11 protein-coding genes are annotated in these 12,936 nt (G+C 40.5%); 5 read left to right on the forward strand and 6 right to left on the reverse strand.

Annotated features, from left to right (window positions below):
* The first annotated feature begins 37 nt into the window (after positions 1-37).
* The 3 genes from GSQ19_RS00395 to GSQ19_RS00405 all read left to right on the forward strand — a co-directional run bounded on the left by GSQ19_RS00395 (position 38) and on the right by GSQ19_RS00405 (position 5,015).
* The gene (locus GSQ19_RS00395) at positions 38-1,939 is read left to right on the forward strand and encodes an ABC transporter ATP-binding protein (protein WP_011320829.1); all 1,902 of its coding nucleotides are present in this window, start codon (positions 38-40) and stop codon (positions 1,937-1,939) included.
* Positions 1,940-2,249: 310 nt separating this feature from the next.
* The gene (locus tag GSQ19_RS00400) at positions 2,250-3,230 is read left to right on the forward strand and encodes an ABC transporter substrate-binding protein (protein ID WP_011320830.1); all 981 of its coding nucleotides are present in this window, start codon (positions 2,250-2,252) and stop codon (positions 3,228-3,230) included.
* A 9-nt stretch (positions 3,231-3,239) separates the two neighbouring features.
* Positions 3,240-5,015 (forward strand): diguanylate cyclase, encoded by a 1,776-nt coding sequence (locus GSQ19_RS00405; RefSeq protein ID WP_011320831.1) that lies wholly within the window; start codon positions 3,240-3,242, stop codon positions 5,013-5,015.
* 109 nt (positions 5,016-5,124) lie between these two features.
* On the opposite strand, the gene GSQ19_RS00410 is transcribed toward GSQ19_RS00405, so the two are convergent.
* Together GSQ19_RS00410 and GSQ19_RS00415 are read right to left on the reverse strand one after the other, a co-directional pair.
* Positions 5,125-5,979 (reverse strand): ABC transporter permease, encoded by an 855-nt coding sequence (locus GSQ19_RS00410; RefSeq protein WP_041456361.1) that lies wholly within the window; start codon positions 5,977-5,979, stop codon positions 5,125-5,127.
* A complete protein-coding gene (locus tag GSQ19_RS00415) occupies positions 5,936-6,790 on the reverse strand; it encodes an ABC transporter ATP-binding protein (protein ID WP_041456363.1) in 855 nt (284 codons plus the stop codon). The genes GSQ19_RS00410 and GSQ19_RS00415 overlap by 44 nt, the downstream gene beginning before the upstream one ends.
* Positions 6,791-6,889: 99 nt before the next feature.
* On the opposite strand from GSQ19_RS00415, the gene GSQ19_RS00420 reads away from it, so the two are divergent.
* Complete coding sequence (locus GSQ19_RS00420) at positions 6,890-7,051, forward strand: hypothetical protein (protein ID WP_153228408.1); 162 nt, start codon at positions 6,890-6,892, stop codon at positions 7,049-7,051.
* Between the two features lie 29 nt (positions 7,052-7,080).
* The gene (locus GSQ19_RS00425) at positions 7,081-7,836 is read left to right on the forward strand and encodes a dienelactone hydrolase family protein (protein ID WP_011320834.1); all 756 of its coding nucleotides are present in this window, start codon (positions 7,081-7,083) and stop codon (positions 7,834-7,836) included.
* A gap of 79 nt (positions 7,837-7,915) precedes the next feature.
* Here GSQ19_RS00425 and GSQ19_RS00430 read toward each other — a convergent pair whose 3' ends face one another.
* The 4 genes from GSQ19_RS00430 to GSQ19_RS00445 form a co-directional block, all read right to left on the reverse strand.
* Positions 7,916-8,737, reverse strand: coding sequence for an NADPH-dependent oxidoreductase (locus GSQ19_RS00430; protein ID WP_011320835.1), 822 nt, complete (start codon positions 8,735-8,737; stop codon positions 7,916-7,918).
* A 23-nt stretch (positions 8,738-8,760) separates the two neighbouring features.
* Positions 8,761-9,864 carry a sulfonate ABC transporter substrate-binding protein gene (locus GSQ19_RS00435; RefSeq protein ID WP_011320836.1) on the reverse strand — a complete coding sequence of 368 codons (1,104 nt, stop codon included), beginning with the start codon at positions 9,862-9,864 and terminating at the stop codon, positions 8,761-8,763.
* Positions 9,865-10,391: 527 nt separating this feature from the next.
* A complete protein-coding gene (locus GSQ19_RS00440) occupies positions 10,392-11,528 on the reverse strand; it encodes a cystathionine gamma-synthase (RefSeq protein WP_011320837.1) in 1,137 nt (378 codons plus the stop codon).
* Positions 11,518-12,903: a cystathionine beta-synthase gene (locus GSQ19_RS00445; RefSeq protein WP_011320838.1), complete on the reverse strand. Its 1,386-nt coding sequence runs from the start codon at positions 12,901-12,903 to the stop codon at positions 11,518-11,520. Before GSQ19_RS00445 ends, GSQ19_RS00440 begins: the two co-directional genes overlap by 11 nt.
* Between the last annotated feature and the right edge of the window lie 33 nt (positions 12,904-12,936).

Genomic DNA, 12,936 nt, shown 5'->3' on the forward strand with positions numbered 1-12,936 from the left:
TTCAAGTTAGATAAAAGTTACTACGATAACGAATTTCATGATCAAAAAGACGAGACTTTCTAAATCTTTTCAACGTGCTGCTAATGCGCCAAAATTACCCAATACCACCTTCAGGTTCATTTGCTATTTTGTGAACCAGTTTCGTTGGTGGTATGTGGCAATGGTAATTGCGGAAGTGATTCATGCAACTTGTGGCATTATGTTGCCCTATGCTATTGGCGAGATTATTCGCAGCGTAACGCGATCGCCAGGGGACAGCAAGTCCATTTTTGATGCGGTGAGCCAACCCCTGATGCTGTTCTCCGCTTTGAGTGTAGGTGAAGTTGTCTTTGGACGCACAGCCGGACTCTTGCAAACCATTCTTCATCCCATCCACCGACAGCACATCGTCCGTTCTCTATATGCCTACTTGCAGCATCATTCCCATCGCTACCTGAGTAGCAGTTTTGCCGGGTCATTAGCACATCGCATTGGCGAAACTTCTTTGGGTGTGACTCAGACAATGCAAATGCTGATTACTGAATTTATGTCAGTAATTATTGTCTATATTGTCTCCACAATTTTACTGTATCGCGCCTATCCTCCCCTGGCTGCATTCGTGGGTACGTGGGCTGTTTTGTTCATCAGTATTTCCTTTTGGTTGGCAACTCGCTGCCGAATTTATTCCCGCAAAGCCGCAGCCGCCAGAAGTGAGACAACTGGCATCATTGTAGATGCGGTCACAAATCTCAGCAGTAGCCGACTGTTTGCACGCTTGGGTTTTGAACGCAGCTATTTAAATGAGCAATTAAGGCGCGAACTCAAACAGGTGAGAAAGTCTAACTGGTATTCAGAGCGAATTCGCTGGTTTCAATTTATCTCATCTGCCATTTTGAAAATTGGCACTTTATATTATTCGCTCTCACTGTGGAGCCGTGGACAAATTGCTACTGCTGACTTTGTAGTTGCTACCAGTTTGTCACTGTTAATCATTAGTGAAGCCAGAAATTTAAGTAAACGCTTTCTAGAATTTTTTGAACATATCGGTAATATAGCTAATGGAGTCTACACCATTGTTCAACCCCATGAACTGGTTGACCGAGATCAGGCGATCGCCCACTCTATCACCCAAGGTAAAATTGAGTTTCGGCAAGTCAACTTTAGCTATACAGATGGGAAGAAAGTATTTGAAAATCTTTCTATCACCATCCAACCAAGCCAGCGAGTGGGACTGGTTGGCTTTTCCGGCTCTGGAAAATCTACCTTTGTTAATCTCATCTTGCGTCTATTCGATCCCCAATCGGGGCAGATTCTCATTGATGGAGTCGATATTCGAGACATGACCCAGGATGCTCTCCACTCGCAGATCAGCTTGATTCCTCAAGACCCGTCCCTATTCCATCGCACATTAATGGAAAATATTCGTTATGGGCGACTGGATGCAACCGATGAGGAAGTGAGCGAGGCGGCGCGTCAAGCTCATGCTCATGATTTCATCGTACCAATGCAGGAGGGATATGATTCTCTAGTGGGGGAACGCGGCGTTAAATTATCGGGTGGGCAGAGACAACGGATTGCGATCGCGCGAGTAATTCTCAAAAATGCACCAATACTGATTTTAGATGAAGCTACCTCTAGCCTTGATTCCATCACTGAAAAAGCGATTCAAGATACCCTCGATTTAGCCATGAATGAGAAAACGGTGATTGTGGTGGCTCATCGTCTGTCTACTATTGCCCATTTAGACCGTATTTTAGTATTTGATCAAGGTCGCATTGTCGAAGATGGTACTCACACAAAATTATTGGCGCGTCGTGGCGCTTACTATAAATTATGGAAAATGCAGGCGGGTGGATTCTTACCTATAGAAGCGGAACAAGGAGAGGACAAGAAATTGATCAAACAACTTGATTCCAACCAAGCCAGTACTTCTGATCTGAACGTCACTAAGAATAGGTAAGCTGTAACGCTTTTAAATTACCTGTCAACCCGAAAAGATCGATAAATTTTCCTACCTACCTACCTACTTAGTTCAAATGTACTAAAATAAAATAGAACCATCAAAATGGAGTAGCTTTGCGATCGCAAGGCTACTCCATTTTGAGTTAAAAATGACTTTGAACCATAATTGCCACAACATTTTTGATTTTTGCAGCTAAAAGCATGAACTTTTGTTGAGGTTACGGTTCATATTTTAGTTAACTAATGGGTAAAAGCACACCCATCTCTCGTGAAAAAAGCGCTCTCAATCTTTGAGATAAAAACAGTCTATGTTCAAACTACTGAGATATATAAAAATTTTTCTCATTACCGGGTGTTTGCTATTTGCTTGTCATGCTTCAACACCGACTGAATTCAAACGCCCTTCCTTGAAAGTACTATTTGGATCTTTTGTTGGGGAGTATCCAGGTATTATTGCTCAAGAAAAAGGATTCTTCAAAGCCCAAGGGGTAGACGTAGAACTAATTCATAAACGATATATCCAATTGGAACAAGCCAATTTCAGTGCAGGTAAGTATGATGGGATGACATCTTCTTTAGGAAATCTTATTATCTTGAGTGCAATAAATCTAGATATACAAGGTGTGATTGTTATAGATGAATCGACAGGTGCAGATGTAGTAGTCGCCCAACCACAAATTAAAACCGTTGCTGACTTGAAAGGGAAAAAGCTGGGTGCAAATCTAGGCGGTTTTAGTGAATTGTTCATCACCGAGATGTTGAAAACTAACAACTTAAACAGTAATGATGTGAATTTGGTTAGATTAGAGGCATTAAAAATTCCTCAAAACTTGAAAAAAAATTTTATTCAAGCCGGACACACTTGGGAACCCTATCTTTCCGAAGCTATGAAAATAGGAGGAAATATCTTATTTACTAGCAAACAAACCCCTGGCTTGATTTTAGATTTGATGATCTTTCGCGGTGATGTAATCCGCGATCGCCCTGGAGACATTCGTGCATTTGTGCAGGGATGGTTGCAAGCTTCGGAATATTGGAAAGAAAATGTTCAAGAAGGAAACACTATCATCAGCAAAGCTTTAAAAATTCCTAGCAATACAATTTCTCTAGAGGGAATAAGTCTGACTAGTTTAGATGAAAATCAAAATTTATTTCAATTTAGTAACCCTAACTCCATCGACAAAATAGCCAAAGTATATGCAGATTTTTTTATTCGTGCTGGAAATTTGACGCGAATTCCTGAGCTAAAAAGTTTATTTAATTCTTCCTTCTTGAACCCTGCTTCCTAGTTTAAAGCCATGCAGCATGATCTTTTGGGTAGCATCCGGACAAAATTGATCGCCTCGTTTCTCGTTGTTGCTTTGATTCCGTTACTGTTATTGGCATCTATTAACAAACAGACAACGGAAACAGCATTAACTGACAACGCTCGGCAAGCTTTATCTGCTGCGGCTAACCAAACCAGTAACAGAATAGATGCTTTTATTGATAGAAATCTTAATGCTGTGCGCGTAGAGGCGCTTTTACCAGGCTTGGCAGGCTACCTCAGCCTAACTCCAAAAGCGCGAGATGATAGCCCCGAAATGCAATTGGCAACGGAAACATTAAATCGGCTCAGTCGCAAAGATATGGTTCATATTATCTCCTATGGGTTGCTCGACTTAAAAGGGAAGAATGTATTGGATACATATACATATACATCAGACATTAGCGAAGATGAATCAGATCAAGATTATTTTCAAAAACCACTGCAAACTGGATTATCCTTTGCTTCTAGTATGAAGCGATCGCCGATAATTCCTGAGCTTATTACTATCTTTTTTAGCAGTCCCGTTCGTAATGCCCAAGGAGATATATTAGGTGTCTTGCGTGTTTCATACAATGCTACTGTGATTCAGCAGTTAGTAAATAGAGAAACTGAACTGGCTGGAGCTAAATCCTTTGCTATTCTTTTAGATGAAAATCATATTTATCTGGCACATAGTCATGCACCGCAACTACTTTTTAAATCAATTGTGCCTCTACCTTTCGATATTATAACTCAACTACAAAGGGAAGGGCGCTTGTCTAATGACCCTATCAGAGAATTAGCAACTAATGAGTTGAAACTTAAACAAGCATTGAATAATAAAAAGTTACATTTAACTACTACTTTGTCAACAACAGGTAATCAGGTTAATTTGATAGCGATCGCCAGTTTAAAATATAAACCTTGGTCTGTTTTGTTCGCACAGCCTCTAGTTGTTGCCCTTGCACCTGTAGAAAAGCAAATTCATGACGCAATGTTTCTATTTGTATTGATCGCTTCAGTCGTGACAATTATCGCTTTTGCTATTGGGCAACTGCTAACAAGACCAATAATTTACCTGACCAATATAGTTTTTCAGTTTACAACAGGTAACTTAAATATCCGCGCCAAAATTAGCTCAACAGATGAAATAGGTCAACTGGCGAAATCGTTTAATAATATGGCATTTCAGTTACAAACGTCTTTTGAAACCTTAGAACAACGGGTACAAGAAAGAACAGCAGAGTTAGTAATTGCCAATCAGAAACTAGAACAACTGGTAAATCTAGATGGTTTGACTCAGGTGGCTAACCGTCGTTGCTTCGATGAACGACTAAAAGCAGAATGGAAACGCCTGGCGCGAGAACAACAACCCCTGTCACTGATTTTATTCGATGTTGATAAATTCAAATCTTACAACGACTACTATGGCCATCTTGGAGGCGATGATTGTCTAATCACCATAGCGCAAGCTGTGCAACAGAAGCTTCATCGTCCTGCTGACTTACTAGCGCGTTACGGAGGAGAAGAATTCTCGATACTCCTCCCCAATACTGACTTACTAGGAGCGATCAAAGTAGCACAAATTATTCAACAAGCAATTTACGATCAAGCCATTCCCCATGCACAGTCTGATATAAAGGATATCGTTACACTTAGTTTGGGTATTACTTCTATTATACCTGCTGGAGATATTAATCCTGATACACTCATCGCTTCAGCCGATAAAGCACTGTACAATGCCAAACAACAGGGGCGCGATCGCTATTGTACTCATGAGACATAGCACTAAATTATCAGTATATGAACAGGGACAGATGGGTTGTTAAGCGATCGCACTTTCCACAAAGTTTCTATCCCTTTGTGGGTGGATATTTGAGCTATTCAAAGGCTAATTACATTGCCACCCGTGGATAAAGTCGTCCACAAATGAGGGTTAAGCCTATTAGTGTTAACAAGAGAATTGCACAGTCCCAACCAAAGCCATAGATACTCGTTCCATTCGCTAACATCGTGCCACGTAGTCCATCCACTTGGTAAGTTAAGGGATTAACGCGAGACAAAAACTTTAACCAGTCAGGCATCATGGAAATGGGATAAATGGCATTACTCGCAAAAAATAAAGGCATAGTTAACAACTGTCCAATTCCTGTCATCCGTTCTCTCGTTTTTACCAAACAGCCGATGATTAAGGAAAAAGTACAGAAACAACCTGCTCCCAACATGACAACGAATAGCACTTGGATAAAAGCTAAGGGATGCAGATTGAGATTAACACCTAATATCAATGCTAATACGTAAATTACCAATACTTGTGATAAACATCGGACTCCACAAGCTAAAGACTTACCTAACACCATTGCCACTCTAGGTGTCGGGCTAGCTAAGAATTTATGCACAACTCCTAAATCTCGCTCCCAGATCAGCGTCATTCCACCTGTAAAAATGGCGACAAATAACACACTCTGCGCCAGAATCCCCGCCGTCATAAAGTCTAGGTAAGGTAATTCGCCTGTAGGAATTGCCCGAATGCGGGAGAATACTTGCCCAAAGATGAGCAGCCACAGTGATGGTTGCACGGCTCGGACTATTAAATCCGTAGGGTCGTGTCGGAGTTTCCGCACTTCCATCTCGGCAATCACAAAGGTTTTTGTAAATATCTGAATAATTGTAGAAATCACATTGGCGCGATGGGTAGCTTTTGGCTTAACCCAACCGTTGAGATGTACGTCTGGTTCTGGCTGTATCACGATAGTTCACTCCTGATGTTAGTTGATCCCCTGTGTAATGAATAAAGACATCATCTAAGGTTGCATTGGGCTTACCTAAAGAAGCTTTTAAATCACTGGGTTCCCCTGTGATCACAACTTGACCTTGCTGCATAATCGTCACTCGGCTACACAGACTATCAGCTTCTTCTAAAAAGTGGGTGGTTAAAAATATGGTTGTGCCGTAATCTGCTCGCAGTTGTTGCACAAGTTGCCATACCTGAGTGCGGGCTATGGGATCTAGTCCTACAGTCGGTTCATCAAGAAACAAAATCTTGGGTTGGTGCATGATAGATTGGGCAATTTCTAGCTTGCGAATCATGCCACCGGAGTAGTTACGTACTAAACGATGGGCTGCGGCTTGCAAACCCATGAAATCCAGCACTTCCCGAATACGCCTTTGCCTGTGCTTGACAGGAATATCGTATAGCTTGGCAAAAATTAAGAGGTTTTCGTAACCTGTGAGACTACCATCAGCAGAAAGGGCTTGAGGTACATAGCCAAATAGCCGTCTAACAGCCGCCGCCTGGTGAGTTACGTCATAACCAGCTATAGTTGCTCTCCCTGCACTTAGGGGCAATAGAGTAGTCAACATCTTCATTGCTGTACTTTTACCTGCGCCGTTAGGGCCAAGTAAGCCAAAGACCTCACCTTGTTGGACTGTGATACTTAAATCTTTGACAGCAACCGCTTTACCAAAGTAACGCGTCAGTCCTTGGGTTTCTAAAATCACTGCGTTAGGGCTACTGGCAAGTGATTTTGACAAATCAGTGTTTCCCGTAAGTCTTGTCACGAGTTTGATGCACTTTTAAATATTTAGTTAAACTAACTATTAGCTTCGCATATTTTACGGGAAAGTCAAGAGTATATTTTGTGGTGGGGGAATTTTGCTATGCTCATTGCCGTAGTGCCTGTTTTTCAATATGTCTTTCTAGCAGGAATTGTCGGAGATGTGATCGACCTGTCTGGGATCTTGGTAACAGTACTTGTCTTTCCTGCTTACTTGTGGAATGATGCTTTTATGAAATACGGTAGCTTGATGTGTTTGCCGTAGTTTGACGAGATTTTAAGCTAAATACTCAAATGACAAGTACAGGAATTCGCACAACTCAAGTTAAAGTCCCAAACGGTGATTTGCAAATAGATGCTTATCTCGCTGAACCGACAAAAGAGGGAACTTTCCCTGCCGTGATTGTGATTCAGGAAATATTTGGGGTAAATATTCATATTCGGGAAGTTGCTGAGAAGTTTGCCCACGAGGGGTATGTAGCTGTTGCTCCTGCACTTTATCAACGAACTGCTCCCGGTTTCGAGGCTAAATATACCCAGGAAGATATCCAACGTGGTAGAGGCTATAAAGATCAGACTAAAGCAGAGGAAATATTGAGTGATATTCAAAGTGCGATCGCCTATTTGAGAACTTTACCAAATGTCCAAAAAGGGGCGATCGGTTCAATTGGCTTCTGTTTTGGTGGTCATGTTGTTTACTTAGCTGCCACATTACCAGACATTAAAGTGACAGCATCCTTCTACGGTGGAGGGATTATCAACTCTACACCTGGTGGTGGTGAACCTACTATTACCCATACCTCAAAGATTAAAGCCCCCATTTATGCCTTCTTCGGCACTGAAGATCAAGGCATCCCGCTAGAACACACAGAACAAATTGAAGCCGAATTAAAGAAACATCAAATTCCTCATAAAATCTTTCGCTATGAAGGCGCAGGGCATGGCTTTTTCTGCAACCATCGCGCCAGCTATAATCCCGAAGCTGCCGCCGACGCTTGGCAACAAGTCTTAGAATTATTCCAAAAAAACCTCCAACTGCAAACAGTTTAAATCTCAAATAGTCTCGGCTTTATCGGGACTGCTTCTTTGTCTTGGTAGTAGAAACGCGATTAATCGCGTTTCTACTTTTTTAGCGCAACTTAAAACCTAAATTTTTCAAAGCTTCCTGCAAGCGATCGCGTCCTGATAAAGATTCAGCAAACGCTACTCGTTTAGCTGAGTGTTCCGACCAATCACCAGCAACATTCATCTGTTGGGAATTGTAGAATGCTTTCATGATTTGGTTGTAAAGAGCAATTTCCTGGTCTTGTTTCTCCAATTGATAAGTCTCCCGATGCAATACTGCTGCTTGAGGTAAACGCGGTTTAACTTCCACATTTACAGATGAATCTGCGTAACCGACGCACAACCCAAAAACTGCAAAGACATGAGGCGGTAAATTTAAAACCTCTGCCACTTCTTCTGGACGGTTACGCAATGCACCTATATAAACTGTTCCCAAACCCAGAGATTCGGCAGCAACAACGGCATTTTGTGCCGCCAATGTCGCATCTATAGCCGCCATCAGAAACATTTCTAGATAATCTAAAGCATCATGGGATAATCCTTGACTCTCAGCAACGTATGTTAGTCTTGCCAAATCTGCTAACCACACCAGAAATAAAGGACACTGGCGAATATGCGCTTGGTTATTCGCTAACTGCGATAACTTCTCCTTACGTTGTGCATCTTGGACAGCAACTACACTCCATGTCTGGAGATTTGAGGAAGTCGATGCAGATTGGGCTGCTGCTACCAAAGTTTCTAGAGTGTTTGATGGTAGGGAATCACTAAGGTAAGAACGAATCGAACGGTGAGACAGTAAAGTTGATAATGTCTCGTTCCAAGAAATATCTGCATTGAATGCGTCTACGCCGTAACGACGATGTAATAACTCAGTAGGATTGGTCATAAGAACGAAATGTGAATTACAGATTATGGATTCTTGGGTGCAAAAGCTGCATATTGCGCTGGTGTAAGCATTGCTTCTTTGACATCAATTGCTTTGGGAATTAATTTTAGTTCATAGAATTTATCTGCAACTTCCTGCTGGAGAGTAATTAATTCTGGAGTGATTGGTCTGATGCCAAATTTTCTTCTGTTAGTACTTCTTTGCATCGTTTCCAAATCGATGCCCAAGATAGGAGAAAGAGTTGCTGCTACTTCATTGCGATTTTTATCAGACCATTGTTCAGTATTTTGAATTTCTTCTAGTATTGCTTTAATAATTTCTGGTTGCTGGTTAGCAAATTTGCGGCTAGCAAGGTAATATCCTCCCTGCTTATTAATTCCTGTGCCATCAATTAACACACGAGCATCGGCAGATTTTTCGGCTGCTGCATAAAAGGGGTCCCAAATTGACCAAGCATCAATGCTACCTTTGACAAAGGCGGCACGAGCATCGGCTGGGGGTAGATATATGGGTTGAATATCGCTGTACTTCAGTCCGTTTTTTTCTAAAATTTGCACTAGCAGATAATGGGCGCTAGAACCTTTTTGGAAAGCGATTTTTTTCCCTTTAAGATCATTGACTGTTTTGATATCGGAATTTTTGGGAACAAGAATTGCTGAATTAGCTGGACTGGGTATAATTCCCGCAATATATGTGATTGCAGCATCGGCTGCTTGAGCAAAAATTGGTGGTGATTCTCCAGTATGCCCGAAGTCAATACTACCGACATTCATCGCTTCTAAAAGCTGCGGACCGGCAGGAAATTCATTCCATTCAACAGATACTCCTTCAGGTTGCAAGCGCTTTTCTAAAAGCCCTTTACTTTTTAAGAGAATTGCTGATTTTTGATAGCCTATTCTGACTACAGATGCTTTACTCTGAGTTGAATTATTAGCAGACACAGTAGTGATATTACTAGCATTATTAGCTGTGCAGGCAGCAAATAAAAGACTGAGGCATAAGCCAGTAATAAATGTCCCAGTAAATTTTATAGGAACGATAGATATTGAGCGACTCTGATTAGCAAATTTGAAAATAAACAATTTTTGCCAATAGGTTATTATGCGCTGGAATAGAAAATTCAACATCAAGTCTTACCTTGTTTCGAGTGAAAGATGAAGCTGTTTGACTGACAGTACTGTGAGAAAAATTAATCATGATTAGATCAGCTAAAGTTATGTTTTACCATAAAATACAGTAACTCGGTCAGATTAGAGTATTATATTTTTGCAGAATCATAGTATTTCGTAAAGACTTTCATAAATTTTGTAATAGCTGTAACTAAATCCTTAGGGAATGTTTGAAAAGTTATGAAGGATACTAAAGACCCCTCTCCATAGCGCGGAGCGCTTCTCGTAGAGTACCTCTACCCGTTAGCGTTAACCTGCCATTAGGCAAGCGGAGAGATGCTTTGAAACCCTCATTTCCTATCTTTGCTACGCAACGCGAACGTGGGGAAAGAGGGCTAGGGGAGTTAGGTTCTGAAGATTTTGATGTTTGAAATAATACTTTTCAAACAACCTCCTAGATACATCACAATTTTTTAGTAGGGAATGAGTTACCGACAACTTCCCCAACAAAAAATGAGAATCTCTTTTCCCTAAACTCCAAATTTTCAACTTAAAGCATTCTCCAAATCAGCTTGCAAGTCTAATACATTCTCAATTCCTACAGAAAGACGGACTAAATTATCATTAATTCCCCGTTTATATCTTTCTTCTTGTGGTAGAGAACCATGAGTCATTTTTGCAGGGTAGCAAAGCAATGATTCTACACCGCCTAAGCTTTCTGCTAACAAAAATAACTGGAGACGAGAAGCAAATTTTTCTACATCAGCAAAATCGCCTTTTAATTCCAAGCTAATCATCCCGCCAAAACCAGACATTTGTGATTTAGCCAATTGATGTTGTTCATGGCTAGGTAAACCTGGGTAATAAACGCGTTCGACTTTGGGATGCTGTTCTAAAAATTGAGCCAATAACAAAGCATTTTTTTCATGTTCTCGCATTCTGACAGCTAATGTTTTAATTCCTCGTAGCACTAACCAACTATCAAAGGGACTGGGAACAGCCCCAATTGCGTTTTGATAAAATTTCAATTCAGTATATAGTTGCTCATTGGATGTCACCACTGCGCCGCCAATAATATCGCTGTGTCCTCCTAAATATTTGGTGGTACTGTGAACTACAATATCAGCACCATTATCTAACGGTCTTTGAAAGTAAGGACTAGCAAATGTGTTATCAACTACTAGAATAAGATTATTTTGCTCAGCAATATTTGCTAGTGCGGCAATATCAATGATTTTTAATAAGGGATTAGTAGGAGTTTCTACCCAAATCAGTTTAGTGTTGGGTTGAATAGCTTTAGCAAAATTAGAAATATCATCAATATCTACATAGGTGGTGGTTACACCCCAATTTTTTACCACCCTTTCTAATAAACGATAAGTACCACCATACAAATCATCGCCAGCCACAATATGATCGCAGCTTTTAAGTAGACTTAGGACAGTGGTAGTAGCCGCTAAACCAGAAGCAAATGCTAAACCATATTCACCATTTTCAATCGCTGCTAAAGCCTCTTCTAAAGCATTACGCGTGGGGTTTCCAGTGCGAGAATATTCATACCCTTTGTGCTGACCTATGGCTTCTTGTTGATATGTAGAAGTTAAATAAATTGGCACAATCACCGCACCAGTTTGTGGATCTGATTGTTGACCTTCATGAATTGCTTTAGTTTCAAATTCCATTGTTTACCTTTGATTTTTCTTGGTTTTGACTAATCCAATATCTAATTAAATCGGCTCTGGTAATTAATCCTGCGGGAATATTATTACGAGTAATAATAATCCCTGTTGTTCCTGATAAAAGAACTCGGTAAGCTTCAGAAACATCTACATTTTCATCGAGAATTGGAAGTGGTTTACCCATCACAGCTAAAACTTGCTGATTAGAGAAATTAATCCCGTCATAGAGAAATTTCATCAAAGATGCTTCATTGAGGCTACCTACTACATGATGATTATCAATTACAGGCAACTGAGAGATATTGAGTTTCTGTAGTAAGTTTGTCGCCTGGCTTAAAGTATCACTAGGACTAACAGCAACTAAAGAAGGAAAATCAGTTTTTTGTTGCAGAATTTCCCCAACTTTTATAGTTTTAACTGTTTTACCTTCCCAAAAACCATTCTCTTGCATCCAGACATCAGAGTAAATTTTATTAATGTAGTTTCTCCCTGTATCTGGTAACAAAACTACGATATATTTTGGCTGTGATAATCGTGCTGCATACTTGAGGGCTGCGGCTACTACTGTACCACAAGAACCTCCCACTAATAAGCCTTCTTCTCTAGCTAGACGACGCGCCATATTAAAAGATTCTTTATCGCTGACGCGAATCATTTCATCAACTAATTGACGATTAAAAGTTTTCGGAATAAAGTCTTCACCAATTCCTTCAACTTTATAAGATTTAGGGCTATCTCCTGAGAGGATAGAACCTTCTGGATCTGCACCAACAATAATAATATTTGGGTTTTGTTCTTTGAGATATTTAGCAACTCCAGAAATTGTCCCACCAGTACCCATACCAGCGACAAAAACATCAATTTTACCTTGACTATCTGCCCAGATTTCTGGCCCAGTTGTTAAATAATGAGCTAAAGGATTATTCGGGTTTTCAAATTGATTTGGTCTATATGCACCGGGAATTTCTTTAGCTAGTCTTTCCGCGACACCGTTATAACTTTCTGGAGAGTCAGGCGGTACAGAGGTAGGAGTAACAACAACTTCTGCACCATAAGCTTTGAGCAGGTTAATTTTATCCTGACTCATTTTATCAGGCATGACAAAAATACAGCGATATTTTTTAACTGCGGCAATGAGTGCTAATCCCACACCGGTATTACCTGCGGTGGCCTCAATAATAGTTCCTCCTGGTTGTATTTGACCTGTTTTTTCGGCATTTTCAATCATGGACAGGGCAATTCTATCTTTGGTACTGCCACCAGGATTAAGATACTCTACTTTTGCATAAATAGGAGATTGAACATTGGCAGTAACTCGATTTAATCTCACTAAAGGAGTCTGACCAATTGCTTGTAAAATATTTTCATAAGTAGCCATATTTACCCCTACTCATTTATGAAAAATTTGATA

This window comes from Trichormus variabilis 0441 (genome assembly GCF_009856605.1).
GTDB classification, from domain to species: domain Bacteria; phylum Cyanobacteriota; class Cyanobacteriia; order Cyanobacteriales; family Nostocaceae; genus Trichormus; species Trichormus variabilis.

Excerpts from the sequence above, each read along its gene's own strand:
- GSQ19_RS00395 (WP_011320829.1), top strand. The coding sequence starts at position 38 with ATGATCAAAAAGACGAGACTTTCTAAATCTTTTCAACGTGCTGCTAAT.
- GSQ19_RS00400 (WP_011320830.1), top strand. The coding sequence starts at position 2,250 with ATGTTCAAACTACTGAGATATATAAAAATTTTTCTCATTACCGGGTGT.
- GSQ19_RS00405 (WP_011320831.1), top strand. The coding sequence starts at position 3,240 with ATGCAGCATGATCTTTTGGGTAGCATCCGGACAAAATTGATCGCCTCG.
- GSQ19_RS00420 (WP_153228408.1), top strand. The coding sequence starts at position 6,890 with ATGCTCATTGCCGTAGTGCCTGTTTTTCAATATGTCTTTCTAGCAGGA.
- GSQ19_RS00425 (WP_011320834.1), top strand. The coding sequence starts at position 7,081 with ATGACAAGTACAGGAATTCGCACAACTCAAGTTAAAGTCCCAAACGGT.
- GSQ19_RS00430 (WP_011320835.1), bottom strand. The coding sequence starts at position 8,737 with ATGACCAATCCTACTGAGTTATTACATCGTCGTTACGGCGTAGACGCA.
- GSQ19_RS00435 (WP_011320836.1), bottom strand. The coding sequence starts at position 9,864 with ATGTTGAATTTTCTATTCCAGCGCATAATAACCTATTGGCAAAAATTG.
- GSQ19_RS00440 (WP_011320837.1), bottom strand. The coding sequence starts at position 11,528 with ATGGAATTTGAAACTAAAGCAATTCATGAAGGTCAACAATCAGATCCA.
- GSQ19_RS00445 (WP_011320838.1), bottom strand. The coding sequence starts at position 12,903 with ATGGCTACTTATGAAAATATTTTACAAGCAATTGGTCAGACTCCTTTA.